Below are 26,097 nucleotides of genomic sequence, written 5' to 3' on the forward strand. Positions count from 1 at the left end.
CTATGAACAAAAGACCAATGCTATTGTAAAAATTATGTTATTAAGCAAATGTGATTATCGTATTGTTTATTAAATGTAAAATAGTATCAAGTCTTTTCTTGTCCAGATTTATTGATTTTATATATTCCAGATGTTTAAGGTTATGGACATCGCTGGAGATAAAATCGTAAAGGCCTTCATCCAAAAGCTTAAGCGCCGTTTTTTTAATTTGCTTCCCATAATAATTACTCAAAGACAACATATTTAACTGAAAAAATATATTGGCATTCTTTTTATAATCGTAATACCTATCCATTTTTTTGTGCAGGTAGGCATAGCGCTCTGGATGTGCCAAAACAGGATGAATTCCCTTTGATTTTGTCTTTTCTATTGAAGTTTCAAAATTGATGGGTGGTTGCAGATAGGACATTTCAACAAGTAAAAAATCTTTTTTCAGTCTCATTGTATTGCCCTCTTCGAGAATTTTCTCAAAATTATCGTCAATCATATGTTCCGCAGCGGTATCAATTGATATTTCATCCAAATTTTGATGCAACAATTCCTTTTTTAAAAGTGTATATGATTTCTCAATGCTTACAGGGGTGTTCGGATAATAGTGATGCATAATATGGGGGGTACAGATAAAATTTGTGACCCCAAATCCTGAAAATCCTTTAATTAATTTTATTGAATCCTCAACATTTTTAGCCCCATCATCAATACCTGGGAGAATATGATTGTGCATATCCACTAGACCATGAATGTGGTCTACCAAAAAAATTTTTTTATGGAAAAAACTGAACATATTAAATGTTTGGTTTGCAAAGATATGCCATAGCGTTCTTTGAGAATACTTAAGATTTTATTTTGATTTTTTTAAAGAGGTTTGCAAAGAGCCCGCCAAAAAATATACCTAAAACAATTCCTGTTAAAACATCAAGTGGAAAATGAACGCCCAGATAGATACGGCTATAACTAACCAATAGCGCCCATGTAATTAAGAAAAATCCCATCCATTTATTTTTTTTCATAAAAATTACACTAAAAAAGCTGGCTAAAGCAAATGAATTTGCTGCATGCGCCGAAAAAAAACCAAACCTCCCACCACAATGATTATTCACTAATCGAACTACACTATTGATATCTTCATCATGGCAAGGTCTTAATCTACCAATACCGCTTTTAAAAAATATAGATAATTGCTCCGTACAAATAAGGGCCAGTGCTATTGCAGCTATCATCACTGCCATCTTTTTCAATCCAAAAGCTCTGAAGGAACAAAAGAGTACAAAGGCATAAATTGGAATTGTAATAAGACTCAGGGTACGGGAAAGATATGCCCAAAAACCGTCCCAGAAAGGTCTCCCCAATCCGTTTAAGAACAAAAAAAGTTCTTTATCGATTCTTATAATTTCTTCAAGCATAATCCCATATTGATTATGTATTATTTTCACTCCGAAAACGAAAACAAAAGTATCATCTTTAATATAATCAACAGAAAAATGGCATTACTAAAAATGTGCCGTAAACCCTATTTGGCCAGGTCCAAAATTCATGCTCCAACTGACCTTTTTTAATTGGTCATTGTATTTCTCATTATAGCGCTTATCAAGGTAGCGGTCTATGGATTCTACCGTAAAAATACTTATGGCAACTCCCAATGCAACATCGGTAAGCCAATGTTGTCCATCCCATAGTCTTGATACGCCGGGCACAAGACCAACAACATAAATACCCGTCTTAAGCCAGGGATCCTTGAATTGCTTAGCAATCGCATATGCATTTGTGAAAGCCAATATGGCATGCCCTGAAGGAAATGAATGAAAATTTCTGCTTGGATTAAAGGGATCAAAAGTATCTTTACCTTTTCCGCTAACGGGGCGTGCCCTCCCAACAAAAGATTTGGTCACTTGTTGTAGAAAGCCAGCTGAAGAAGCTGAAGCGAGCAAAAGAACACCTGTACGTCTCAGCTTTTCATTTTTGGTAAACAATCCCGTCAGATAAACACCACTGGTAAGTATATAGTTATTTTCGGGTTTGCCAATTTCAGAACCGTACTTACGAATAAAAAGTGGAATTCCCTCTTTTTGATTTCTTGCAAATTCAGAAGTTTGCTCATCAAACAAATAAAGTAAGCCCGTCCCGGCCGAAACTGCTCCAAATGTTTTCCATTGTTCACCTTTCCAATGCAATGGTCTGGAATATGAGTATCCTATACCTCCAAAAACGCTTTCTATATCGTGTTTGAATAGCTGCCAGGTAGTTTTCTTAAATGAATCCAAACCATTTTTCTCTTGTCCATGAATTTGAAGCGAAAAAAAAATGATGAAAAAAACCAAAAATGAATTTTTAACAATAATAGAAAGGCTTGAAATCAATGTTTATTTTTTAATTGACAAATATAATTGACTTCACATATTTTTATCTGGAAAATACACTTAAACTTCTTGCTATAATTTGAAAATTGCAGATTTTGTGCTCACCTAAAAAATCTTAAGTTTTCTAGTGGGCTATAAAAACAAGAGATGAAAATTTAACCAAAGAGAGGCAGTCTGTAAATAAATGGGAAAAATATATGAGTCCTTATATGTTTGGGTAAAAAAGAACTTGCACGTGATGTATTATTCGTATAAAAACAACCTTATATGAACATCAACATACATTTACGTTAAATTATCAAGCTTGATAACAAGACCATATCTGTAAAGCGCATGTATGCTTTACTATTTATTTTTTCTATGTGTATTCACCAAAAAAATGTATGCTTGTTAATTAATTCAATATCTTTAAAATAATATGATGCAAGAAATCAATATAATTTTAAGCAAATTAAAGAATCATTTTTTAGAGCTTGCCCCAAACATTATTATTTCACTCTTGGTTTTGGGCAGTGGGTATTTAATTGCACGATTGGTCAAATATATTGTAATTCGATTTGTTAATTATATAGCGGTTATTGTAAGCCGCAGATTTAAGACTGTTAATTTTAAACAAGCAGGTTCTTTCATAGGCGTAGCTTTCTTCTGGCTCATTATTTTTTCAAGTATTCTCTTGATTACCGATATTTTAGGACTGACAGTTTTGACAAATTGGCTGGAAAGCGTAATTAAGTATGTTCCAAATTTACTTGCGGCCATCCTCATTATTTTTGCCTCAATCATTATCGGAAACCTTTTATCCGATCTCATAATATCCGTTAGCAAGCGTTTAGGGTTGGAATATGGTACTACCTTGGGGAGAATTGCAAGATTCTTACTCCTTGCCATGGCAATCGTTATTGCCATGGATCAAATCGGGATTGAAATATCTTTTCTAGTTAATATTATTGATATTGTCTTGGCCGCTCTTCTATTTGGAGCTGCTTTGGCATTTGGTTTAGGTGCGAGGACCTCAATAAGCAATATTTTAGCGTCTTTCTATGTTCGTAAGAGATATAAAGAGGGAGATGAAGTACAAATTGGAGAAATAAAAGGTACAATCGTAAAAATCGATGCTACAAGCGTTATTCTCGATAGTGAAATAGGGCAAGCGACCGTACCTGCAAAAAATTTCAATGAAACCAAATCCTTTTTAATAACAAAAGTTGATCAATGAATCCGAACCAGATTGTCTTAGAAGATTTTATAAAGAATCATCCATCTGCCGCAGCTCGAACATTGGATATGTTGGATGAATCGGAGGTAGCGGAATTCATTCAAGAATTGCCCGTTGAGCAAAGTGTACAATTACTCAACTTAATGAAGGTGGACAAAGTAGCTAAATGCATTGTTATGTTACCACCACAGCTTACTAAAAGATTGATTGAGGATACCAGCGACTCCATGGCTGAATCCTTGTGCAGGCATTTTGAGGAACCGTTCCGTAAAAATCTATTGGATGCTATGTCCCCTAAAAAATCTACAATTATTAAACTGAAATTAGAGCAGATTCCCAATACTGTTGGAACGTTAATGGTCCCTGCCGTTGGAGCCGATAAAAAAACGACCGTTGCTGATGCTATTGAACAGATACGGAGAAACGAGGGAGATTTGGAGTCCAACCTATATGTTGTGGATTTGGAAGGCGTTTTGAAAGGCGTGGTAAGACTAAAACAACTTTTGCTCGCAGATAAGAACAGTAAACTTGAAGAATTAAATATAAGACCAACACCAAATTTTTTTACAGATACCCCCATAAAAAAAATTTTCAACCATAATGCTTGGTATGAAAATCGACATGTTCCAGTTATCAATAGATCAAAAAAACTTCTTGGAACGCTTTCGTATAAAGCGATAATGAATATTAGATCAAAGGACACCGATAATTCAACCAGGGGAATCCTGCAAACGGGCAGTGCCCTTGGCGAATTGTATTTAATAGGACTTACAGGCTTGCTGCAAAGTGCAGGTAAACAATCATCATAAAAAAATTTAAATGATACCAAAAGCTGAAACAGTTGAAAATGCGCTACGCATTGAATATTTTACCAAATATCCAAGAGATGCGGCACATACATTGGAATCAGTACCTCAACATGCAATACTGGAATACTTAAAAGATTTACCCTTCGATACTGCACGGGCTATTTTGTTCAACCTTAATCCCGATACGATTACCGATTTAATCTCAATGATGGACGAATCCCTTTTTATTGGATTGTTCGCCAATGTAAATACACATTTGGGCGCTCGATTACTTTCTAGGCTCAACAAGGAAGAAGTTGATAAAAAACTTGGCCTATTGCCAAATTTGGTTTCAAGGGAAATAAAGGACTTTTTAAATTATCGACCAGATACCGCGGGACATCTCATGGAAACATCGGTTATCACTTTTTTCAGTATGGATACCGTCGAAGATGTGCTACGAAGAATCCGCAAACTTGGCGACCGTAAAATCGCCGTTGTCTATATAATTGATAACGAAGGAATTTTGTTGGGAAAAGTTCCCGTGCAACTGATCGCTATTTCCGAACCCACTAAAATATTGATTGACCTAATGGAACGGGCCCCTTCTATTAATGCCATGGCCTCAAGGGAAGAAGTATTAAAAGTTATGGATAAAGAAGACATTTTACAGATTCCCGTCATAGATATCCATAATAATCTTTTAGGTGTAATTAGGAACGATACTTTAATAAGTGAAACTAAAAAAGAAATTACTGAAGACTTACAGGCAATGTTCGGTGCTGGTAGGGAAGAACAGGCAATGTCCAAGATTTCCTTTGCGGTACGCAAACGGCTTCCTTGGTTACAAGTCAACCTTGCGACTGCATTTTTAGCTTCCATGGTGGTCGGACTTTTTGAAGATACCATTGCAAAAATTACAATATTGGCCATCTTTTTACCAGTGGTCGCAGGTCAGTCAGGTAACACGGGATCACAGGCTTTGGCAGTAACCATGCGTGGGCTCGCATTAAAGGAAATTAGAATATCACAATGGTTTAAAGTAGCCAGAAAAGAAATTATGGTCGGATTTATAAATGGAGTTGCTGTTGCGCTGACCACAGGTATCATTGTTTACTTTTGGGCATCCTCAACTGGAATTGCAATAGTAATAGGAATCTCCATGATAGTATCCATGGTCATAGCAGGTTTTGCTGGCGCCATAATTCCCATAGGGCTAAAAGCAATAGGACAGGACCCGGCCACCTCATCTTCCATAATCCTTACAACTGTTACGGATATCTGTGGTTTTCTTAGCTTTTTGGGATTGGCAACGGCTTTATCTTCTATTTTGGGAATTGTCTAATGTTATATACCATTCGGAAAATTAAAACCAATAGCGAAACATTAAAATAATTTATGGGACTTTTAGTTTTATGACTTTACTTATTAACGGTCTTGATATTGATGCATAGTCCATTAGAGTATAATTTTATATATACCAATACCTTTTACTTAAAGCAATATTGAAGTTAAGTTTTGATAAGGATACTATTGCTTTGAAATATGAAAAATAGCGTCACCTTGATTTACGATGGGCGATTGATTGATACAGATAACATAGCCGGGGAATTGAGCTTTTATATTCCTTTCAAAGTATCCGAACGGGTCGGAAATACTTCCAATAATATCTCCTTTGTTCACCTTGCTGCCCAATCGTATAAAACAATGGAACATACCCGAATATTTGGCACGCACCCAACTAGATTTGGTTATGATTCTGGTATTAAAAACTTTACCCTCTATTGATTCAAGTTCCTTGCTAAAATCCCTCATGCCCAAATTTTCCATAATTCGTAATGCTCCAACAACTCCTGCATTGGTAACCTTATCGTCAATATGTAAAGACTTTCCTCCTTCAAACAACAAAACTTTTTTATTAAGCTTTTGAAGAGTGTGCCTAAAAGATTTATCCCGATGTTCAGTTTGGATCACGAAACGTGGTGCGAATATTTTTGCCAAATTTAAAATCTCATCATCATTTTCACTAATTCGTATTTGGGGAACATTGAAACGTCCATCACCACCAGTATGATAGTCTATACAATAATCGATCAACGGTACAATTTCCTTTACGATGTGATAGGCAAATCTACTTGCCAGTGAACCTCTGGGACTTCCTGGAAAAACCCTGTTCAGGTCACGACCATCTGGAAACTGTCGTTTTTGATTTAAGAACCCGAAAACATTTACAACGGGAATACAAATAACCATTCCGCGTTCAGGCTTATTGAACTTTTTGGATATTAACTTTCGGACAATTTCAATACCGTTTATTTCGTTTCCATGTATACCTGCCGTAATCAATAAGGTAGGACCGTCCTTTTTGGCACGTTCCACAATAATGGGCACTTGGATTTTAGTTCTGGTATGTAACTTCGCAATATCCAGGTTAAGTTGTACTCCTTTTCCGTTGGAAATGGCATGACCGAGAACTTCAATTTTTTCACTCTGCATTACGCTCAACATATTTTATGACCATACTGGCAATATCTTTCCCCGTAGCCGATTCGATACCTTCCAGTCCTGGTGAGGAATTTACTTCCAATATCAATGGACCTCTTGCCGATTGCAATATATCAACACCTGCAACACCCAGGCCCATAGCTCTTGCAGCCTTAATTGCAGCATTTTCCTCCTCATCACTAAGTTCTATGATATTTGCGGAACCTCCACGGTGCAGGTTAGACCTAAACTCGCCTTCTTTTCCCTGTCGTTTCATTGCCCCTACAACAACACCATCTACAACAAATGCCCTTAAGTCTGCACCTTTGGCTTCCTTTATAAATTCCTGAACAATTACCCGTGCCTGTAATCCATTAAAGGCCTCAAGAATGGATTCTGCCGAGTTTCGATTGTCCGCAAGTACCACCCCCAGACCTTGCGTACCTTCCAAAAGCTTTATGACAACGGGCGCACCACCAGCTTTATCAATAATGGCTCCTACATTTTTTGAGTAGTTGCTGAATACGGTTTTTGGTAGTCCCAATCCTGCTCGCGATAAAATCTGAAGACTTCTCAACTTGTCTCGAGAGCGCACAAGGGCCTGCGACTCGACCGCGGTAAAAACCTTCATCATTTCAAATTGGCGGACCACGGCAGTTCCATAAAAAGTAATCGATGATCCAATACGCGGAATAACACCATCTACACCCTCTATTTCTTCTCCCTTATAAATAAGACCAGGTCTTTTTCGTTCGATGACAAGGTCACATTTAGCATGATCTATAACATGCATTTCATGACCCTTGCCCTTACCTGCTTCGATAAGACGTTTGGTAGAATAAAGGTTGGCGTTTTGGGAGAGGATGACTATTTTCATACTTGTTTTAAGATTTTAGATTAAAAAGAAGAAGTTGGTATTATCAAGATGATTCTAAATGAAAAAGAATATTCTCTACAACAATCACAAGATACTCATTAATTGACCGCAATCAATAATTTTCACGAATGGGATAGCCTTTTTTTTGCCCTAGTATCACCAAGTTCGATTTTACGTTTTAGGCCAGTTAGGTTCAAACTAAAAGAACCAAGGGTGAACCCGCTGAAGCAGCCAGATAAAATCGCTAAAATCATAACAAAAATATACTCCATTATATATTCACGATCAATAACATTTTAAATCGATAATATCTTCGCGTGCCAAACTTTGAATTTAATGAAGCAGAGTCCAGGAAACCATTGATTAAAAACTGGTAGAACCATCATTTACCGTTGAAGATTTTAGCAAGTCCATGCATATGAGCCGAATGCAGTTGCACAGAAAATTGAAAACCCTTACCAGTTTGTCTGCATCGTAATTCATTGGTTTACAACGACTTAAATTGGCAACACAATTATTTCGGAAATACGGTACAGTGTTGGCTTTAATGATGCCGCTTACTTCACAAAGTATTTCAGAGAAGCCTACAAATGCCCCCGACGTAACATTCTAAAAAAATCTACCACTTTGGAATCCCAGTAAAAATAGGCGTCCCCAGCTCTGTTACATACGTCATACCCTTTGTTACATATTTCATAGGCCTTTCTCCAAGTCTCCCCTACTTTAGTAAAGAAATAAGGGCAGAATTTCATTTGTCTCCAATTTCAATAAGGAAATGAAGAGGCAAAAATCTTTGGAAGGAAACCTTGAGAATATCCCCCTAAACCAGATTTATTTAAACATCAATTATTTAGAAGATGGCACCTATGTCTTGAAAATAATGCATGGGAATAGGATTATTAAGGAAATCACATTCAACAAGAAAAAATGACAATGACCAATTTTAAACAAATAGCAATGAAAAAAAGTATAGCAATACTCGTATTGGGGCTTTGTATGGCCTGTAATACCGCTACAAAAAAAGAGTCGGCAGCTACGGAATCGCAAGCCACTACAACCAAGACAAAAAAAGAGGGAGCTAAGCCCATGAAGTCTGGTGATTATAGCACACTCCTTATCAATTATAGTTGTGATATGGACATTCCAGAATTAGCAAAGGTATTGCAAGTTCTGGAAGCTGACTTAAGTCTTTCAGAATACCAAACCCCTGGAAAATGCACCTTTAATCTCAATGGTTTTGGCAAAAACAGATTGGGAGGTGGCACACGACTCTACTGGGGCCCCTTTCCAAGCTCCAAAGGGCAAAACAGGAAGGAAATAGCAAACTATCTAAAATATAAAAAAGAAGGTACGCAATTTATGGGCATGGATATAGCTCTCGCTGAAACGGGGGACTGCTATCTGGCCTACCAACCGGCCCAAGGAAGGATGATCATCTACAATGAGAATTACGATCAGGCATTTTTGATCAATTATGATAAAAAAAATGCAAATACCGATCGAACAGAAGAACAGCACGAAGCACTACGCCTTAAAATGACCGATCTGGCCAATTATCTTTTAAAGAAACATAGAAAATAAATTTGACATGAGAATATCAGCTACCATACTCATCTTTGTTTTAGCAGCACTTGGTTTCGGCCAAGAAGACTTCAAAATGCCCGAGCTTGATGCCGAAAATGATGTTTACACATTAGAATTTAGCCCAGACTCTAAAAACGAGAAAGTGATTTCAACCTATATGAAGGGAAATACCGTGAAGGACTCACTACGATTTTGGGCTGAGGGTACCATTTTAATTCAAAATGTAATGGTAACCGTACTTTCTACTGATATAACTGCAAAAATCAAGGTAGACATTGTTAAAGATCACTGGGAGGATAGCAAAATAAATGGCTATTTAAAAGATGGTGCTTTTCAGGAGCGCTTTGATACTGCTGGAAGATTTGGAGTAGTAGTAACCAGTGATGTACCTGGTAAACCTTTTTATTTGGCGGTATGGACAAGTGGTGCATTAGTTCCAGATATGGGAACACTTTATTATCCCGCTTCGGAAGAAAATACGGCCTTAAATCAAAATACCAATGGCTATGGCGTAACTACCGTTGGAAAAAATGGTGACAATTCAAATGACAATTCCGATACAAATTATTTGACTTTAGCTTTAATCGCCATTCTGGTCATAATAGCAGTACTTCTAGGGGTAATGGTCTTTAGAAAGAAAAAAGGCGCTATGTTATTGATTTTCGTGCTCTTTTTCGGGGGAAATGAAGTCATACAAGCCCAAGCACAATCAATGAGCGAGGTCGTACTTAATGGTCTTCTTGAAGAATACACAGGCGTAAAAGATTTGGGAACCTATGCACGTAATCTTCAAGATGCAGGCTACTTGGGTAGAAGACGACCCCTTGACCCTATAGCAGACGCGGATGCTGAAGCGGATGTAAGCACTGGTGGCGGCCCTAGATTACCCTCTTCTTGTCTTCCTCCCAGATATGGCACTTCTACCTTAGGAGGCAGTATAGTATCTGGAAATTTTGAAGATACTTCTATGACAAGTGGTTCTTCGAACCCAAATTCCGAAGATAGTTCTGCTGATGCTGAATCTGACAGCAGCAGTTCTAAAGGTTTGAATGAGGACTTCGAATCTCCAATGTCCGATGAAAAAGCCCAAGATTACGAAGCAGAAAAAAATCAATTAAGAAATGAACACCAAAATCGCAACCAACAAGCCCAGGAAACATTGGATGAACAATTGGAATATGAAAATAAAGTTCACGAGCAAGTAATGGATAATGCCAGGACAACCTTTAATGCCCAATTAACCGCAGCGGAGGGAAACGCCGAATTGGTAGCAACATTGACCACTGCATACGCCAATCAAACCGCATCCTTTTCCAGGTCTCATATAAATCGAATACAACAAATGCAGACAAGATTTCAGGAACAAAGAAATCGAAATGATATGGAGCTAGAACGTGGTCTTAAAAAATTGCGCGAACGATATGAAGATGAAAAAGAAGATGAGGATGCAAAAAAAGAAGAACAAAATGACGATTCACAAGGCAAAGGGCTAGGGAATAGAAGTAATGGTTCAAATGCTGGGAATAGATCAAATGACAACTCGAACTCTCCATCATCTTCACAATCCCAAAATAATGCAGATTCATCTAACCGTAATAGCGGTAGCGCAAATGAAGAGGCATGCAATTGTTTGGATAGGGCCTATATAGAATTGGACAAAAGAAGGCTTAACCTTGAACGACTACGGATAATCTATGCCCACTCCATGAAAAAAATCAATGCTGGTATTGCCTTTGGTGACAACGTATCAGGAGTTCATGGAGTTTCGGGTTTGGCATGGCAAAGTCAAAAAATGATTATTCTTAAAGAATCGATTCCGACACTCAATAAGGCATATGATGATAAATATGCTGAAATGATTGAAGCTTTAGAAGAGAATCTATTAGAGATTGATCGCTGTGAGAGACTGCTAGGTTATGAAAATTGGTACAACCATGCCGGTTTTATCTATTACCAATTTATGGCCGATAAATACAAAAGAAACTAACTATGAAACATTTTAGAACTCTTATTGCTTTGCTTATACTATTTGTTTCCTGTAATGAAATCCCCAGCAAAGAACCCACAAATACACTAGGGGAAATTGAGAGTGACAAAACTGAAAATAGCACCGATGTTTCTTCCGAAGATGTAGAGGCATCCATAGAACAATTGGGTGGCCTTTTCAATACAGGCGAGGATGGCAAAGGCGACAATGCTACCCTACCCGAAGTGGAAGCTCTACAAAAGCTTTTAGAGATGAGCGGTATGGATGACCAAGGCGCTTCAGAGGCATTTCAGGAGCTATTGACCAAGGATATGTCTTCATCTGATATGCTTACGACCGAAGCCATTTTGGACATGCTCGAAAAAAGTGGGGTCAATCGCGAAGAGATGGAAAAATTGATCAGCAATCCCGATAGTTTGGCCATTCTGGCAGCGGAGGCCAGAAAGCAAAGAGAAATGGATATTAAAGAAAAAGCTACCCTCGCCAACAAAGGCAAAATCTCGAAACAACAGCTTAAAGACAAAAATACCCCTACAGGAGTGTCTTTGGAAGAAGCCATTCTTTTGGTTCAGGCCGAATCTGGTCCGGATGCCACTATGGAAAAGCTAAAGTTGATAGATTCCCTGGCCGGCACCAATGTTATGGAGCAAATGGATCTTGATGATGCCCAATACGTATTCAATGATGTTGAACGAAAGAACGAACCCAAGGCCAGCCCGGAAGAGGTTAATCAAATAGAGCAGCTTCGAAAGCTTTCCGGGCAGTTGCATAGCAAGAAAGAAGGCAGGGAGCTACTGGCAAAACTCGAAAAGACCGAAAGGGATATTACCTCGGGGAAGTTAAAAGCAAGTCCTAGGTACCAAAGAGCCATAACCCACAGCAAAAAGACGACCAAGATTTTCCATTCCGATATTGCCCGAAAATCGAAGGCGGCCATGAAAAAATTTAAGCAGTTGAACCCTGATCTATATTTCGGGGAAGAGGCCGGAGACACCTACATTGGTAGTGGTTTTACAAAAAAAGCAGTGTATCTTCCGCTTGGTAAATTGGCATTTGCCGATAAATTGATTGAAGTGAACCACCCAAAACTTCTGACCAAGGACAGTAAGAATGTTCTGGGCGAACCTGATGTCATAGCTGGCTTTGATGCTGAAGATATTACTGGTATCTATAGTCTTGGGCTGGCAGGAGATTTGACCGTACAATTTTTAGACAATGCCTTGACTGATGTAAATGGACCCGACCTCTACATTTTTGAAATCGGCGCAATAGAGCCTACCAGTCTTGAAATCTCAAAAGATGGTAAAAAATGGATCAAGGTGGGCAAAATTGATGGTGGTGTGGCCGAGGTGGATATTGCAGCCTTCGTAGAACCGGGCGAACTATTCTATTATGTTCGGCTTAAAGATTTGAAGGAACAAAGCGCATTGCCAGGAGCAGATGTAGATGCAATAGCAGCTATTGGGGCTGCCATGCGCTTGAATTTGGATAGCAAGGTACTGTTTGGAACAGGTAAATCTGAACTAAAGCCCGAAGGTATTGAAGCGTTGAAAGAATTAGCCAAAAGCATCTCAGTACTCAAGAGAGGCAATGTTATTATCGAGGGTCATACGGACGATGTGGGCAGTGATGAAACCAATCGAAAATTATCATTGGCAAGGGCTAAAAGTGTCTCTGCGCAACTTAAGATATTGATTCCCTCCAGCAATTTTAGGTGGAAAGAAATTGGATTGGGGGAGTCAAAACCCTTGGTCAAAAACAATAGTGACGTAAATCGGGCAAAAAATAGAAGAGTCGAGGTTTTGGTACTACCCAATTAAAAGACAATTATAAAAACCATACATATTATAGCGGTCATTATTCTAACTCTTGATGTTGGTAGTAACTATGGTCAAGATTTGGCTCAAACAGAAGCATTGGGGTTAGAAGATCTACTGAACAACACAAATCAAAAATTGAAAGAGATGGTATGTCCGTAAGTGAAATCGAAACAACTTTCTACCCTTCATGAAGATATATAGGTCATGTCTATCAGAAATATGATTTTGCGACCTACCTTTTTAGAGTAGTTCTTTCAAAAAATCATTTTATGAGGACGTTTTTAAAAACCAGACTACTTTCTCTGAGAATGTCCCATTTGTGATTTATTTTAGTAATTTTCTAACGTACCTTTTATGGAACTCATTTCATATTAAAATCTAGATTTCCGTAGTACGAATTTCTAGATATCCTAAATGGTCGATTAGAGTTAATGAATTTGTTGGGAAATTGACTTTAAGTAATTCGTAAAACTCCCTAAAGCTCGGACATCTAATTTGAAATATACTTTAGATTCAAGAGCATTTCAATCTTATTTAAATAACCTTTCGCTAGAAGGTGATTCTATTATAATAGCTCTTATCAACTCAATAATCAATGATAGGCGAAGATACCTATGCGGAGCATTTTTTATAGAATTCAAACACCTGCACTAATCAATAATCGGTGAACTGTGTGTGGATATTGCCCTGATTTTTCCATCAATTTTCTGGTAAACGTCAGTAAAACGAAGTCTCAATTTAGTAGTGTCCTCACCTGAGCTTCCCACAATCACCATACTTTCTTTACCCCTTACAATTGCGATGTCACCGTATATATGGGTACTCAAATCGTCATAAGATATGTTATGAAATGTATAGTCGGCATTGGAGAATTCTTCAATTGTAGTTGTTTTATCCGACACTTTCCCGTCTGCAGAACCGGAGTATGCCCAAGAATTATCCAGAACCTCATTTAGAGAGTTGACGTCTCCAGCCAGATATGCATTCGTCCAAGTATGCAATAAATTCAAGGCCTCCTCCTCTGTAATCTTGACAACATCCCCCTTTTGTTCCTGATGAATGCCATTCTTGTTTTTGCATGAAACACTTAGAATTGCCATTAATAATAAAATTGTTGTTTTTTTCATTTGATGAGCTTTATGGTTTGTTCAATAGTACTTTCTTGAAAAAAATCTTACTAACAATTTTCCATTGGCCATCCACTTTTAGAAGATTCATGTAATCGGTGATTATGGCATCGGAATATATAAGTTCCAAACGCGCATTGGCCGTTGTACCTGTTTGGGATATATGTACTATATAGGTCTCCCTATTCGATTTTGGTCCCGGCTTCATGGCATTACCAAAAAACTCCAGGGCATTTACCTCTTGGTATGCATCATCGCCAATAGAACTCATAATAGCATTGTCATGAAATGCTTTTTTCAAGGTACTGAAGTCGTTATTAGTACCCCCATCCAGATAATAATTGAGCGTTTCGACGATTGCGTGATATTCTTCTTTACCGGACTGCCCATATCCGCTATAAGAAAATATACATAGTAAAGAAATACCGATGGTCAACTTAATTGTTCTCATTCTTCTCATTAATTTTAATTCCATATTAATTTTGTAACCTCAATAAAACGAAGCATTGCTTCTTTTTTGCCAATAGTTACTCGTATCCAAGTAGCATCGTCTATTTCTTTTACCCCGACTATAATACTGTACTTGGCATAAATTTTATTTAAATCCCCTTCGATTGGTTTGCCTCTAAACCAAATAAAATTGGCGTGCGGTTCTACGCAGTACAGCTTTAATTTTTGTAATTCATTAAGCGTGTAGTGAAGATTTTCGGTGTTTCTTGACCTTGATGTTTTAACAAAAGTTGGGTCGTTTAAGCTTGCAATAGCAGCCGCAATTCCTAAACTGTTCAGGTTTGAGGCTGTCCATATTTGATACGCCCTTAACACACCGGCTATTCTGGCATCTGTCAATGCATAACCGACGCGTAAACCGGCAAGTCCATAAATTTTCGAAAATGTGCGTACAACTATAATTTTCGGATTTTTCTTTATAAGAGGCACCATACTTTCATCTCTTATAAGGTACTCTATATAGGCCTCATCTACAATGATGTAAGAATGCTTGGAGACCCGTTCGCAGAAACTCGACAACTCAGTATAATCAACTTTTGACCCAGTTGGGTTATTGGGGTTTACCAAATAGACAACTCCAGGGTTTTTCTCGGATATGGTTTCGATGGCATTTAGGTCAAAACCTTTTTCGTGTGTTGGTTCAGTTTCTAAAACCTTTCCACCAAATCTTTTGATGTAATTGGGAAGAATATCAAAAGTAAGTTTTGAAGTGGTTATGTTATGTTTTTCGCTGACACACCAACAGGCTAAAAGCTGTAGTATATCCGAAGATCCAGCACCTAAAATAACCGACTCTGCGCTTAGATCGAATTTATTGGAGATACTATATATCAATCGTTCCCTTATTTCGTTTGGATACCGATTGCCGTTTATGATTCCTTTTTCGATGGCTTCACGGGCTTTTTTGGATGGGCCATGCGGATTTTCATTCGAATTTAACTTGATTACTCCCGTAGGCTTATTGGTCCCATATTGTTCTGCCCCAATTACATCCGTTGGGGCCAAAATTGCCGTTGAACCAAGTATCAGCGATGAAGAAATCCAATTTCTTCGATTCATACATTTGGAATTTAGTTTCAAGAGCAAGAAATAGAATATAATTCAAGACTCATGAGGCAACCTTCTCAACTGTCAATTGAACATTTAAAAAGTTTGTTAGAGCGGGTACGGCGAAATTTCAAGAGGTGGTGTGATTAACGAATTAACCATCACAGTTCTTGGGCATTGATTTGTATTTAGGCCGAAGAAGCCTTATTGATTAACTTTTTACGCATGGTTCTGCTAATCGGGACAATGCTACCCGATTTCAACTCAACAACAAACGTATTGGATTTTCTTTGGGAAATGGATTTTATGTGCCCAGTGGGAATTACAAAAGACTTATGAATTCTTTCAAAGTCCTCAGGCAATAGCTTCAATAACTGGTTCATAGGCTTATCATAAATTTTTACCGTCGAATCTTTTAGGATTAGTTCAGAGTATATGCCCGAGGCCTTTATATAATCAACATCCTCAACGGAAATGAACTCCACTCCTTTTCTGCCTTTTATCGCAATATATCTTAAACTATGGACTTTTGTTGTATCATCTTTTTTGAAGCGATCAATCGCTATCTTCAACCTATCCATTGTAAATGGTTTGCCTACAAAATCCAAAACGCCATACTCAAAGGCTTCGATGGCCCTATCGGTATAGGCAGACACAATAATGGTGTGAAACGATTCAGAAGCCAGTTTTTTGAGAATCTCAAAACCGTTCCTTCCATGCAGGTTAAGATCAAGAAAAAGCAGGTCTATTCTATTTTTAGAGAGAAACTCAAAAGCCCGATCTAGGGTGGGCACCAGCTCGATCTGAGCGGGAAAGTCGATTGTATTCTCCACAAATCGCTTCAATCTATTGGCAACCAGCTTTTCATCCTCACATATAAGTATTTTTTTTAACTCCATATGTTTATTGTTGATTGCCATCCAAACGACACGGCAGAAGATTCGAATTTAAAATTTTCTCCATAGGATTCCTTTAGCCTGGCCAAAACATAGTTCAGCCCAATACCTGAATTATTGAACTCTCCGCTAACATCACCATCGTTAGAAACGCGATAAACTATAGAATTACCATTTTCAAACTTTGAAATTCTAAAAGTTCCCTTCGTTCTATTCTCATAGCCATGGGAAATACCGTTCTCTATTAAGGTAAGGAATACTCCAGGAGGAATATCGTCCGAATCTGAGAGATTTTCTGTTTTTAGTTCAAACCGTACACTTTTTCGAACACTCATGATTCCTATATATGAGTTAATGAGTGCGATTTCATCCATGACAGGGATCAAATTTCTATCACTGATTTTTGCAAAAAGCTCAAATTCCTTTGAAAGGTCGTGAACAAAGTTCGAGGCCTTTTGAGGATCATGTTCGATTAGTTCTTGTAGTGAAGTTAACGAGTTCAATATAAAATGAGGTTGAATGGTAGTCTTTAATAACTGATTCTCTAGGCGTGCTGAGCGCAGTAATGCATTCTGATATTCCTTGTTTTGCGCCGCTAATTCTATACTTGAGGACAATACCATGCATAATATCAAGAAGATGACTCCAACAAAATAGCCCCAGTTCAGGACACCGGCCAAAGCAGGGCCTTCACAAATTGCAAAGCCTACGAGACCAACTAAAATGAGCATCGCATTCTTGTTGGCACGTAAGGCATAAATCGATTGAATCATGGCAATTCCAAGACTAAAAAAGATATAATGTAGCTCTTCAATAAAGAAAAAGAAGCACAGTGAAACCATAATGTAGGCAGGGATCAAAAGACTTTTATACGGTTGCTCAAAGCGAAGAGCCAAAAAAGCACTCAATGAAATCATGCCCATAAGTACCGACAGATAAACCAGATCGAACGCAGTTAAACTAAATAGAGGAATTAGAATTTCGTTGTCTTGGTATGTTTTGAGGTAAATTTTGAAACAATGGAAAAAACAATAAAAAGCAAAGAATAAATAAGCCAATTTTCTATGGTACCCAAAGTATAGCGCTACATTAAAACATCCTGATGTCACAAGAATGGAAACAATGACCAGAATACTTTCATTTAGGGTAAAATTCAAAACTATTGGGTATTTTCTAAACCGTTAACAAAATACAATTCTTTTAAAAGAACCTATTATTTCTTCTAAAATGTATAATATCCTTCAGAAAGGTTGTTTGACAAAAGATATAAAATTCTCATCAAAAGAATTATTCCAGATTACGGCCATAGATTTAACTTTCATTTGTAATTAGAGATTATTGAACATTGAAGAAAAATAAATATGGAATGGTCAAATCTCCTTTTCCATTCCTTTATCATACAAACCCGAGTTACCGACAAACAAGGATTTTCCTATAAATCTTGCCGGCCAATTTTTTTTAAAAATAGACAATAGGAGGATTTTGAGTTATCAACAATTTAAGATAACTAAATATGAAAATTCTGGTTTAATAATAGTCGATTATATTGTTTCAGGAGAAGTCACTTATATAATTGTTATTTAAAAAAATTTCCAATATTATAATGAATTTTGTCTAATTAAAAGTTCCTTTTAGAAGACAACAAAATATAACATAAAACCTGCCTGTAAACTAAAAATATAGTGGTTTTCAGCTGTCATTTACAGACCAAACCCACACACTAACAGAATAAAATTTTCTTTAAAATAGCATTCTATCACATTTGCTGTAAAGTAAAGCAAATGCGATTCTTAATTCTATTACCGTTTTTTGGATTGGCTTGTTGTTTTGTAAACGCACAAAACGACACCTATCAAGGAGTAGTTGAAGATTATAATTCTAAAGAAACTGTACCATTTGCAACAGTGGCTGTTTATAACGCCGATGTTCTGGTGAACGGTACAACAACAGATGAAAACGGGCAATTCAAATTAAAAATAGCAGAAGACTTCACCCATTTTGAAGTCAGTTTTATTGGGTATGAAAATACCACAGTTCAATTTACAGAAATACAAAATCTTAAAAATATTAGGTTTGTCCTCACACCATCTATTACAGCTCTGGACGAAGTAGTCGTGCAGGGAGAACAAACTACTTCGCAACTAAAAATTGACCGAAAAATCATTAATCTAGGGGCCGACTTACAACAGGCAGGAGCTACCACACTTGATGCCTTTGACCAAATTACAGAAATACAGACCGATTTGGGTACTGGAAGTTTATCGCTAAGAGGAAGCGGTAATGTTCGCCTTCTTATTAACGGGAAACCATCCAGCATGAACCCCACAGAACTGTTAGAACAGTTACCTGCATCATCAGTGCAGCGCGTAGAAATTATTACCTCACCTTCGGCTAAAAATCAGGCCGATGGGCTTTCGGGCATTATTAATGTAATTCTTAAAAAGAATGGTGCAAAGGGCCTAAATACGAACTTAAATGCAGGAGCTGGAACTATGCGTTATAGTTATGGGGTCGACGGTAACTACAATGTTTCTTGGATTAATTTTAGATGGAACCTTTCACAAACCGGCAGGGGTATGAACAGTAAGCAATCTATTTCTCAATTATATGATAACGGGAATACTCGAGATTTTTTTGCCCCTCATGATTTTTATGGCCTGTCAAGAAGATTGGATACTGGGTTGGATTTTTTCATCAACGAGAATAATGAACTCTCCGTTGGGTTAGATTATACAAGGGATTTTCATGGATTTTTTAACGATACCTTTTACAGCAATGTGACTGATAGGGAGGATTATGTATATACCCGTAATTCTTCGCACGACCATGAAACCACCAATTTTAACGTCAATTATAGGACAAAGTTTACTAGAAAGAATCACTTTTTAGAGTTTGATTATCAGTTTTCCAACAACGATAATCTTTTACCCGCTATTGATTTTGAAGAAGATGTTTTCCTTTTCAACGAGGAGCGCAGAAACGATAATATTCTCAATGCTATTGCATTGGACTATTCCTTACCACTAACAGAAAAAATTTTGGTAGAAGCAGGAGGTTCTTGGAACGGTAGAAACTTAACCAGCTCTCTTTTTACTAATCTCGCTGGAGCTTCAGAATCATTCGATGTTTTTAAATATGATGAATCATTATTGGGAATTTACGGATTAACCAATATTACTTCTGGAAAATTAACCTATCAGGTGGGGCTTAGATATGAAAACCTTATATCTAATTCTATTAATCTTTCCAATAGCCAAACCACAGATTTAAAGTTTTCAAACTTTTTCCCCTCCCTTCATGTATCCTATAGTATTAATGAAGCAAACACATTAAATATGGGATACAGCCGAAGGGTATCGCGACCAAATTTTAGGAACATTAATCCTTTTCAAGCTCGGAATCAATATTTTGAATGGGTTGCCAATCCTGGTCTTCGTCCAGAATTCAGCAATAACCTAGAAACCAATTACCAGTACAATGGAGAGAAGTTAAGTGCATCTGCTGCTTTCTTTTATCGATACAGAACTGACGTCATAGAGCGTTTGCAGAATATTGATGCCGAAGGAGTTCTGCGCAACGTTTTTGATAACATAGGTGAAAAACATTCTTACGGGGTGGAGGCAAGTGTGAGTTATAAACTCATGGATTTCTGGAACAGTCAACTCTCCGCCAACTATTATCACACCACAGTAGACCAAGATATATTTCTGAGTTGGGACGAGCTGTATTCATCTAACCTGATTTTTAAAAACACCTTTAAAATAAGTAAGGCCTTAAGTGCGGATATCTCTTACAGACAGAATTTTAAAACACAAAACGCCTTCGATTTTATTGAACCTAGAAATCGAATAGACGTCGCGGTTAGGCTAAAGCTCCTAGAAAATAGGTTGGCTATGAACTTGCGTATTGTTGACCTTCTGGATAATAATTTAATGTATAGAACTGCTGTTACCCAAAACGTAAAACAGAATGAGGTATGGCGTTTTCAATCACAGACCTTTGGCTTTCTTTTAAGCGCGAGCTACAAGCTATTTCAAAATAAAGGAAAAACAAGAAACAGAAAGAACAGAAACTACCAATACGGTGGTACAACAGACTAATTTTTTAAACTACTATTTATGAAAACAAGATTACAAATAGCACTTATTGCAATGTTAATCGCTACGGCTTTTAGCTGCGGGCAAAAAAAAGAACGAATAACACCTGAGGAATTGGCTACATGGCAAACTTTTGATAAAGGTAAAACTACCGTAGAGGATGATATGCTAATTGTTGAGGAAACCGAAGGCTCAGATGGGTATTTTTTAATAAGCCCTAAAGAATATGAGACTGATTTTACACTTACGTATAAAGTAAAGGCACTATCGGAATCAACCGTGTTGATTACCTTGTTTTCGGTCTTGCAAGAAGGTAATTACGGCACTTTTTCAGTCCCTCCGATTTCGGCTACCCCGCGAGAGGTATGGGACTGGCGAAGTAATATGAAACAGTACAACTTAACCATAAATAATCGCTCGCACGGTATTACACCTTTCTTTTTCAAGAATATACCACCCAGTTCCAGAGGTTTTAATGAAAGACTGGAGGTAAATATCATGGAAATTGGCCAATGGTACGATATCGAAATTGGAAAAAAAGAAAACCGATTATGGTTCAAGATGAATGGAAAAACTTTTTTTGATGTAGAAGATACTGACCCCTATCAAAAAGGCAGATTGATTTTTAGAATAAGCGGTACTACTGGAGAAAAAGTCATTTTTGCCAAGGCCGCTTTTAAAGATATTGTTATTTCATACGAATAGGGCGTTATTTGTAACTCTTGGAAAACCAAAATACCTATCAGAAGTTCATTAAAATGGAACCCTATTTTCATGGGCTTCTCTGGTGCGTGGTATTATTTTATCCTTATATGAAGTATATGGGGAGAGAAGGTGGATATCCTATGTCTTTTTTGCATGAGCTGAATTCGTTATTCTTTAAGATGACCATCTCATATTTTTTATATGTATGGTATTTCCCTAAGAAGAAGCAACTTAAATATCTACCAATTTTGCTTATTGTCTTTGTGCTTAATGTCTTGGGATATGAGTATATCGATAACTATTTTCATCCGCAATTACATGATTTTTGGTTAGATTTTGTTTCCCAATCATTAACCTACATTGCATTCGGCTTCGTATTTTTTACCATTTTCATCATTAAAAGAAGTTATAAAAAACAGCTAGAAATACATCAACTTACGCAAGAAAAACAACAAGCCGAAATACGAGCGCTTAAGGCGCAGGTGAATCCGCATTTTTTGTTCAATACGCTAAACACCATCTATGCGAATGCGCTTAGAAAAGATGATAAAACACCTGAATTGATTTTAAAGCTTTCTGATGGATTTAGATATATGCTGCATGAGGGCCAAAAGGAGTTTGTTACTATTGAACAGGAGATACAACACTTAAAGGATTATGTGCATCTACAAAAAGAACGATTGGCGAAGAAAGTGATTGTAAATTTTTCCACTAACATAGATGATGAAACACAGCAAATCGCACCTTTGTTATGTATCGGTTTTGTAGAAAATGCCTTCAAATACACGAGTATCTTAAAAGGAGAAGGGCACAAAATTGATATGAACATAAAGCTGCAAAACAAAAAGCTAAGTTTTCTTTGCAACAATCCATTTAATGATAAAGCAGTTGAAGAAATTAATGTGGATTGGAAGGAAAGTGGTGTCGGGATAAAGAACACCGAGAATAGATTACAGCTATTATATCCTGAAAATCACACATTGGAAGTAAGAGAAGAAAAACAGGTATTTAATGTGAAATTAGAAATGCAGTTATGATTCAATGTGTGATTTTAGAGGACGAGCCGTCCGCTGTGGAAATATTGGAAGCCTTTATTGCAAAAACACCCTTTTTACATTGTTTAGGTGTTTATGAAAGCGGATTGGATGTTCCTCCAAAACAATTGCAAGAAGCAGACATACTGTTTTTAGATATTCAGTTACCAGAGTTAAATGGGCTATCCTTTTTAAAAACTTTGCAAAACCCTCCAATGGTTATCGTTACAACGGCCTATCCAAATTATGCCATTGAAGCTTTTGAAGAAGCGGTTACCGATTATTTGGTTAAACCATTTTCTTATGAACGCTTTTATAAATCCCTTGCTAGGGCTCGTTCTCTGTTGGAACAACACAAAAAAGACAAGAAAAATCAGGTGTTTCTCTATGCTGATAAAACCATATACAAAACTGCCATTGAGGATATTCTTTATTTGAAAGCCGAGATAGACTACGTCAACGTTGTGACGCAAGAAAGGGAAGTGTTGGTTTTAGATAGCTTGAATAATTGGGTCGAGAAATTGAATCCGTTTAGTTTTAGAAGAATACACCGTTCCTATATGGTTAACCTAGACCAGATAGAAAAGGTGTTTGGAAATCAAGTTTTCGTAAAGGGTAATACTCTTCCCATTGGCAGAACCTATAAACAAGATTTTTTAGAGGCTTTACAAAAAACAGGGCTTTTTTAAGATCGTCTACAGTTGTCAACTTTCTAGCAACACTTACGGCGTACATTGCCACTTAAACCATACCGATTAAGCAATTGTCCTATTTTTCATGTTTAATTTAATTGCAAATCAATTTTGTGTCAACTTATTTCAGGGCGGGACTTACGATACAAACCTACTTTCACAGTCCTCAAGGTAGCGGATTCATAAAAGAAAGACTAAAGAAACATACTGCCAATTTTCTGGAATTTGGAGATGAAAACTATAGTAGCAGGTATGAAAAAGTAGACATCCCTAAAGAATTTTAAATCTATACCCCAAATTGGTAGGGCCTTTGAGGCACCTTAGTTAAAAAGCATAACTATAAAAAACTCCCTACCCATGACACATGGCCATAGATAGGGAGAATTTAAAACACTAATCCAAATTTTTGTAAATAGAAATGCTACAGAAGCTTATCTGCCTTCTCGTTTTTATCCCTATTTTTCCTTTTCACACTTTTATTCTTTCCACTTCCAAAGCGGTATGCTAAGCCTAAGTAAACAGAACGTGAATCTGTTTTAAACTGTCCCTCCTGAATGATGGTTCTAAAGGTTTCAAAAGCAAAGCGTTGTGTTCTAAAAATATCATTGAAGTTTAGACTAAGTGTTCCCTTGCCTTTGGCAAAATTGTAGCGGGCACCGGCATTCATAAAGAAGTTATCTTTTAAATCATATTGTAAAACACTTTGCCTTCCACTATAAAACGTAAATAATTGAAAGGTGAGGTCCTTTGTGGCTTTAAAACTGTTATTCAGCTTCGTATTCATTAACGTATTGTTCACTTCCACGCTTTCTCCCTCGATAAAACCTTTTTGGGTTCTTGAGTACACATCAAAACTTCCGTTAAGGCTCCACCAATGGGTAGGCCGATAAGTAGCGGATAATTCAACTCCGTAGGCGTCATTGCTATCAAAGTTATCGTAATCAACGATTAAGACCGTAGGATTGTCTTCATCGAAAAACCCTCTTCTATTGATTTCGTCATTGATTCTTCTATAAAAACCGCCAAACGTAAAATTGCCTTTTTCAAGTCTTCTGCTATAATTGAGTTCTACCGAATTGGTGAATTGAGGTACCAAACTTGGATTTCCCGTAAGGATTAACTGTGGTGTACTTAACTGCCTGATAGGATTGATCTGATTTAAAGAAGGGCGGTCAATTCTTCGGCTAAAACTCAACTGATACGAGTTTTTGCTCTCCTCGCTAGGACTATATTTTAAGAAACCTGATGGGTAAATATTAAAAAGCTTATCGGTAAAATTAAATGGCGCTTCCGAAACTTCGTTGAATTGGGTATCCACATTGTAATCTTCTAATCTAATTCCAAGATTATATTGCCATTTACCTAAACTTTGGCTAAAAGTGGTGTAAAAGGAATGTATATCACGATCATATCTAAAATCTGAATTCCTAAAATCGGAACGGTCAGTGATATAAGTATTTTCCGTGCGTCGTAAACGAGTTTCCAGACCAATTTCTAGAGTTGCATTTTCGGAGAGCGGATTTACATAATCCAAGTTTATGGTGGTGTTGGTTCGGGTGTCATCAATAAATTCATCATAGTTTGCTAGGGGCGTATTTCCAGTAAAATCCAAATCATTATTGGTGTCACTTTTTAAGGTGTTATAATCAACTTCCAGTTCTACGAAATGTCCTTCGTTTGAAAAATCATGCTTAAAATCTACATTGTAGGAGGCATTGGTATTATCCCGATTGATCAAATCGAACTGATTAAAATCTGAACCTGGATCGTCTAAAAATGTAATGTTTCGTTCTGCATTCGATATAGCATCAAATATATTCTGATTGGTGTAAACAGATAATGTGTTTTTGTCATTGATATAGTAGTCGACCCCAAATTTGAACAAGTGCGAAGTGCGGTCGGCAACACTTAAAATATCTTGGCCCGTGCGTTCCACGGTTCTATTGATGAATCCGTTGGTAACTCCCTCTCCCAATCTGTTGCCGTAGCTACCGTAGAAATTGGCTTTTCCGTTTCTATAATTTAAGCTCAGGGAATTATTGTAGCGAGCACGTTCCCCATAGGTAAAACCGGTATTTATAGAACCGTTGAACCCTAGGCTGGTATTCTTTTTCAGAGTGATATTAATGATACCGCTCATCCCTTCAGGATTGTATTTTGCAGATGGGTTCGTAATCAGTTCAATGGTTTTAATAGATGTGGAGGGTATCTGTTGTAAAAGCTCTCGAGAACTAATATTTGTAGGTTTACCGTCTACAAGCACACGTACATTCTCATTGCCACGTAGAGATAAATCCCCATCTTGGGTAATACTCACCGATGGAATATTGCCCATTATATCACTTGCGGAAGCACCGGCGGTGGTAAGGTCCTTCCCAACGTTGATGACCTTTCTATCAATTTTCTGCTCTATCGTAGAACGTTCTGCAGAGACCTCGACAGCTTCCAATGCCACAGCATCTTCTTCTATAAAAATAGCTCCCAAGCTCAATTTTTTAAGATCGGTATCGAGAGTTAGTGTTTTAACGTGTGTTTTATAGCCGATATATTGGACCTCAAAATTGTAGTTTCCGAATAAAATATTATCTAGGTCAAAACTACCGTTCTCCCCTGTGATGCCCCCTGTAACAATAGAATCGCCCGATTTCAGAATCACATTGGCATATGGGATAGGTTCTTGTGTACCAGTATCGAACACCGAGCCTGAAATAACTCCTTTTTGACCAAAACTAAAAAAGGAAAACAATATGAAAATCGATATAAAAAGGAACTTTAAACTCTTTTGAGCGACTACTAAAAAATAAGAATTTGGAAAATGCTTCATCATGAAAAATTAAATTTTAGACGAAACTAGAAGTAGAAATGGCACCTTTTTA

At 37.2% G+C, this 26,097-nt stretch carries 23 protein-coding genes; 12 read left to right on the forward strand and 11 right to left on the reverse strand.

The genetic code is table 11. From position 1 onward, the window contains the following. Positions 1-40 precede the first annotated feature (40 nt). The 3 genes from HME9304_RS13975 to HME9304_RS13985 all read right to left on the reverse strand — a co-directional run bounded on the left by HME9304_RS13975 (position 41) and on the right by HME9304_RS13985 (position 2,318). The gene (locus HME9304_RS13975) at positions 41-784 is read right to left on the reverse strand and encodes a tyrosine-protein phosphatase (RefSeq protein ID WP_112379170.1); all 744 of its coding nucleotides are present in this window, start codon (positions 782-784) and stop codon (positions 41-43) included. A 49-nt stretch (positions 785-833) separates the two neighbouring features. Next, positions 834-1,403: a phosphatase PAP2 family protein gene (locus HME9304_RS13980; RefSeq protein WP_112379171.1), complete on the reverse strand. Its 570-nt coding sequence runs from the start codon at positions 1,401-1,403 to the stop codon at positions 834-836. A gap of 87 nt (positions 1,404-1,490) precedes the next feature. Continuing rightward, positions 1,491-2,318, reverse strand: a complete 828-nt coding sequence (locus HME9304_RS13985; protein WP_239023287.1) for a phosphatase PAP2 family protein — start codon at positions 2,316-2,318, stop codon at positions 1,491-1,493. Positions 2,319-2,775: 457 nt separating this feature from the next. Here HME9304_RS13985 and HME9304_RS13990 point away from each other — a divergent pair, with 457 nt between their 5' ends. From HME9304_RS13990 to mgtE, 3 genes are read left to right on the forward strand one after another with little or no spacing between them, the layout of a single operon-like run. After that, positions 2,776-3,573, forward strand: a complete 798-nt coding sequence (locus HME9304_RS13990; RefSeq protein ID WP_112379172.1) for a mechanosensitive ion channel family protein — start codon at positions 2,776-2,778, stop codon at positions 3,571-3,573. Next, positions 3,570-4,382: a CBS domain-containing protein gene (locus tag HME9304_RS13995; protein WP_112379173.1), complete on the forward strand. Its 813-nt coding sequence runs from the start codon at positions 3,570-3,572 to the stop codon at positions 4,380-4,382. Before HME9304_RS13990 ends, HME9304_RS13995 begins: the two co-directional genes overlap by 4 nt. Positions 4,383-4,392: 10 nt before the next feature. After that, positions 4,393-5,706, forward strand: coding sequence for a magnesium transporter (gene mgtE, locus HME9304_RS14000; RefSeq protein ID WP_112379174.1), 1,314 nt, complete (start codon positions 4,393-4,395; stop codon positions 5,704-5,706). A 185-nt stretch (positions 5,707-5,891) separates the two neighbouring features. Here the strand turns inward: mgtE and HME9304_RS14005 are convergent, their stop codons facing one another. Together HME9304_RS14005 and rimK are read right to left on the reverse strand one after the other, a co-directional pair. After that, entirely contained in the window at positions 5,892-6,857 is a 966-nt protein-coding gene (locus HME9304_RS14005) for a succinylglutamate desuccinylase/aspartoacylase family protein (RefSeq protein WP_112379175.1), read from the reverse strand. Beyond that, positions 6,847-7,722, reverse strand: coding sequence for a 30S ribosomal protein S6--L-glutamate ligase (rimK, locus tag HME9304_RS14010; RefSeq protein ID WP_112379176.1), 876 nt, complete (start codon positions 7,720-7,722; stop codon positions 6,847-6,849). The genes HME9304_RS14005 and rimK overlap by 11 nt, the downstream gene beginning before the upstream one ends. Before the next feature lie 775 nt (positions 7,723-8,497). Between rimK and HME9304_RS17020 the strand changes: the two genes are divergently transcribed. The 4 genes from HME9304_RS17020 to HME9304_RS14025 are packed head-to-tail and all read left to right on the forward strand — an operon-like array spanning position 8,498 to position 13,113. Further along, a complete protein-coding gene (locus HME9304_RS17020) occupies positions 8,498-8,653 on the forward strand; it encodes a hypothetical protein (RefSeq protein WP_164674848.1) in 156 nt (51 codons plus the stop codon). 26 nt (positions 8,654-8,679) lie between these two features. Then, complete coding sequence (locus tag HME9304_RS14015; protein ID WP_123877514.1) at positions 8,680-9,303, forward strand: hypothetical protein; 624 nt, start codon at positions 8,680-8,682, stop codon at positions 9,301-9,303. A 7-nt stretch (positions 9,304-9,310) separates the two neighbouring features. Next, entirely contained in the window at positions 9,311-11,293 is a 1,983-nt protein-coding gene (locus HME9304_RS14020) for a flagellar export protein FliJ (RefSeq protein WP_112379178.1), read from the forward strand. Positions 11,294-11,295: 2 nt separating this feature from the next. Next, positions 11,296-13,113 carry an OmpA family protein gene (locus HME9304_RS14025; RefSeq protein ID WP_112379179.1) on the forward strand — a complete coding sequence of 606 codons (1,818 nt, stop codon included), beginning with the start codon at positions 11,296-11,298 and terminating at the stop codon, positions 13,111-13,113. Between the two features lie 650 nt (positions 13,114-13,763). Here HME9304_RS14025 and HME9304_RS14030 read toward each other — a convergent pair. The 5 genes from HME9304_RS14030 to HME9304_RS14050 form a co-directional block, all read right to left on the reverse strand. Then, positions 13,764-14,240 (reverse strand): nuclear transport factor 2 family protein, encoded by a 477-nt coding sequence (locus HME9304_RS14030; RefSeq protein ID WP_112379180.1) that lies wholly within the window; start codon positions 14,238-14,240, stop codon positions 13,764-13,766. Positions 14,241-14,250: 10 nt separating this feature from the next. Next, positions 14,251-14,691, reverse strand: a complete 441-nt coding sequence (locus HME9304_RS14035; RefSeq protein ID WP_164674849.1) for a nuclear transport factor 2 family protein — start codon at positions 14,689-14,691, stop codon at positions 14,251-14,253. Between the two features lie 14 nt (positions 14,692-14,705). Continuing rightward, entirely contained in the window at positions 14,706-15,809 is a 1,104-nt protein-coding gene (locus HME9304_RS14040; protein ID WP_112379182.1) for a pyridoxal phosphate-dependent aminotransferase, read from the reverse strand. A gap of 176 nt (positions 15,810-15,985) precedes the next feature. Next, entirely contained in the window at positions 15,986-16,696 is a 711-nt protein-coding gene (locus HME9304_RS14045; RefSeq protein WP_164674850.1) for a LytR/AlgR family response regulator transcription factor, read from the reverse strand. After that, a complete protein-coding gene (locus HME9304_RS14050; RefSeq protein WP_123877517.1) occupies positions 16,687-17,616 on the reverse strand; it encodes a sensor histidine kinase in 930 nt (309 codons plus the stop codon). Before HME9304_RS14050 ends, HME9304_RS14045 begins: the two co-directional genes overlap by 10 nt. 858 nt (positions 17,617-18,474) lie before the next feature. Here HME9304_RS14050 and HME9304_RS14055 point away from each other — a divergent pair. The 5 genes from HME9304_RS14055 (at position 18,475) to HME9304_RS17025 (ending at position 23,505) form a co-directional block, all read left to right on the forward strand. Beyond that, positions 18,475-20,793 (forward strand): TonB-dependent receptor, encoded by a 2,319-nt coding sequence (locus HME9304_RS14055; protein WP_112379185.1) that lies wholly within the window; start codon positions 18,475-18,477, stop codon positions 20,791-20,793. 18 nt (positions 20,794-20,811) lie between these two features. Beyond that, on the forward strand, positions 20,812-21,495 hold the full coding sequence (locus tag HME9304_RS14060) for a 3-keto-alpha-glucoside-1,2-lyase-like domain-containing protein (protein ID WP_112379186.1): 684 nt from the start codon (positions 20,812-20,814) through the stop codon (positions 21,493-21,495). A 53-nt stretch (positions 21,496-21,548) separates the two neighbouring features. Further along, on the forward strand, positions 21,549-22,532 hold the full coding sequence (locus HME9304_RS14065) for a sensor histidine kinase (RefSeq protein WP_123877520.1): 984 nt from the start codon (positions 21,549-21,551) through the stop codon (positions 22,530-22,532). Continuing rightward, complete coding sequence (locus HME9304_RS14070) at positions 22,529-23,218, forward strand: LytR/AlgR family response regulator transcription factor (protein WP_112379188.1); 690 nt, start codon at positions 22,529-22,531, stop codon at positions 23,216-23,218. The genes HME9304_RS14065 and HME9304_RS14070 overlap by 4 nt, the downstream gene beginning before the upstream one ends. Before the next feature lie 116 nt (positions 23,219-23,334). Beyond that, positions 23,335-23,505, forward strand: a complete 171-nt coding sequence (locus tag HME9304_RS17025; RefSeq protein ID WP_164674851.1) for a hypothetical protein — start codon at positions 23,335-23,337, stop codon at positions 23,503-23,505. A gap of 137 nt (positions 23,506-23,642) precedes the next feature. On the opposite strand, the gene HME9304_RS14080 is transcribed toward HME9304_RS17025, so the two are convergent. Further along, a complete protein-coding gene (locus HME9304_RS14080) occupies positions 23,643-26,048 on the reverse strand; it encodes a TonB-dependent receptor (RefSeq protein ID WP_239023291.1) in 2,406 nt (801 codons plus the stop codon). Between the last annotated feature and the right edge of the window lie 49 nt (positions 26,049-26,097).

Source organism: Flagellimonas maritima, from assembly GCF_003269425.1.
GTDB lineage: Bacteria > Bacteroidota > Bacteroidia > Flavobacteriales > Flavobacteriaceae > Flagellimonas > Flagellimonas maritima.

What these genes read in the sequence shown, in the direction of transcription:
- HME9304_RS13975 (WP_112379170.1), bottom strand. Translation starts at nt 784, where the DNA reads ATGTTCAGTTTTTTCCATAAAAAAATTTTTTTGGTAGACCACATTCAT.
- HME9304_RS13980 (WP_112379171.1), bottom strand. Translation starts at nt 1,403, where the DNA reads ATGCTTGAAGAAATTATAAGAATCGATAAAGAACTTTTTTTGTTCTTA.
- HME9304_RS13990 (WP_112379172.1), top strand. Translation starts at nt 2,776, where the DNA reads ATGATGCAAGAAATCAATATAATTTTAAGCAAATTAAAGAATCATTTT.
- HME9304_RS13995 (WP_112379173.1), top strand. Translation starts at nt 3,570, where the DNA reads ATGAATCCGAACCAGATTGTCTTAGAAGATTTTATAAAGAATCATCCA.
- mgtE (WP_112379174.1), top strand. Translation starts at nt 4,393, where the DNA reads ATGATACCAAAAGCTGAAACAGTTGAAAATGCGCTACGCATTGAATAT.
- HME9304_RS14005 (WP_112379175.1), bottom strand. Translation starts at nt 6,857, where the DNA reads ATGCAGAGTGAAAAAATTGAAGTTCTCGGTCATGCCATTTCCAACGGA.
- rimK (WP_112379176.1), bottom strand. Translation starts at nt 7,722, where the DNA reads ATGAAAATAGTCATCCTCTCCCAAAACGCCAACCTTTATTCTACCAAA.
- HME9304_RS17020 (WP_164674848.1), top strand. Translation starts at nt 8,498, where the DNA reads ATGAAGAGGCAAAAATCTTTGGAAGGAAACCTTGAGAATATCCCCCTA.
- HME9304_RS14015 (WP_123877514.1), top strand. Translation starts at nt 8,680, where the DNA reads ATGAAAAAAAGTATAGCAATACTCGTATTGGGGCTTTGTATGGCCTGT.
- HME9304_RS14020 (WP_112379178.1), top strand. Translation starts at nt 9,311, where the DNA reads ATGAGAATATCAGCTACCATACTCATCTTTGTTTTAGCAGCACTTGGT.
- HME9304_RS14025 (WP_112379179.1), top strand. Translation starts at nt 11,296, where the DNA reads ATGAAACATTTTAGAACTCTTATTGCTTTGCTTATACTATTTGTTTCC.
- HME9304_RS14030 (WP_112379180.1), bottom strand. Translation starts at nt 14,240, where the DNA reads ATGAAAAAAACAACAATTTTATTATTAATGGCAATTCTAAGTGTTTCA.
- HME9304_RS14035 (WP_164674849.1), bottom strand. Translation starts at nt 14,691, where the DNA reads ATGAGAACAATTAAGTTGACCATCGGTATTTCTTTACTATGTATATTT.
- HME9304_RS14040 (WP_112379182.1), bottom strand. Translation starts at nt 15,809, where the DNA reads ATGAATCGAAGAAATTGGATTTCTTCATCGCTGATACTTGGTTCAACG.
- HME9304_RS14045 (WP_164674850.1), bottom strand. Translation starts at nt 16,696, where the DNA reads ATGGAGTTAAAAAAAATACTTATATGTGAGGATGAAAAGCTGGTTGCC.
- HME9304_RS14050 (WP_123877517.1), bottom strand. Translation starts at nt 17,616, where the DNA reads ATGGGCATGATTTCATTGAGTGCTTTTTTGGCTCTTCGCTTTGAGCAA.
- HME9304_RS14055 (WP_112379185.1), top strand. Translation starts at nt 18,475, where the DNA reads ATGCGATTCTTAATTCTATTACCGTTTTTTGGATTGGCTTGTTGTTTT.
- HME9304_RS14060 (WP_112379186.1), top strand. Translation starts at nt 20,812, where the DNA reads ATGAAAACAAGATTACAAATAGCACTTATTGCAATGTTAATCGCTACG.
- HME9304_RS14065 (WP_123877520.1), top strand. Translation starts at nt 21,549, where the DNA reads ATGGAACCCTATTTTCATGGGCTTCTCTGGTGCGTGGTATTATTTTAT.
- HME9304_RS14070 (WP_112379188.1), top strand. Translation starts at nt 22,529, where the DNA reads ATGATTCAATGTGTGATTTTAGAGGACGAGCCGTCCGCTGTGGAAATA.
- HME9304_RS14080 (WP_239023291.1), bottom strand. Translation starts at nt 26,048, where the DNA reads ATGATGAAGCATTTTCCAAATTCTTATTTTTTAGTAGTCGCTCAAAAG.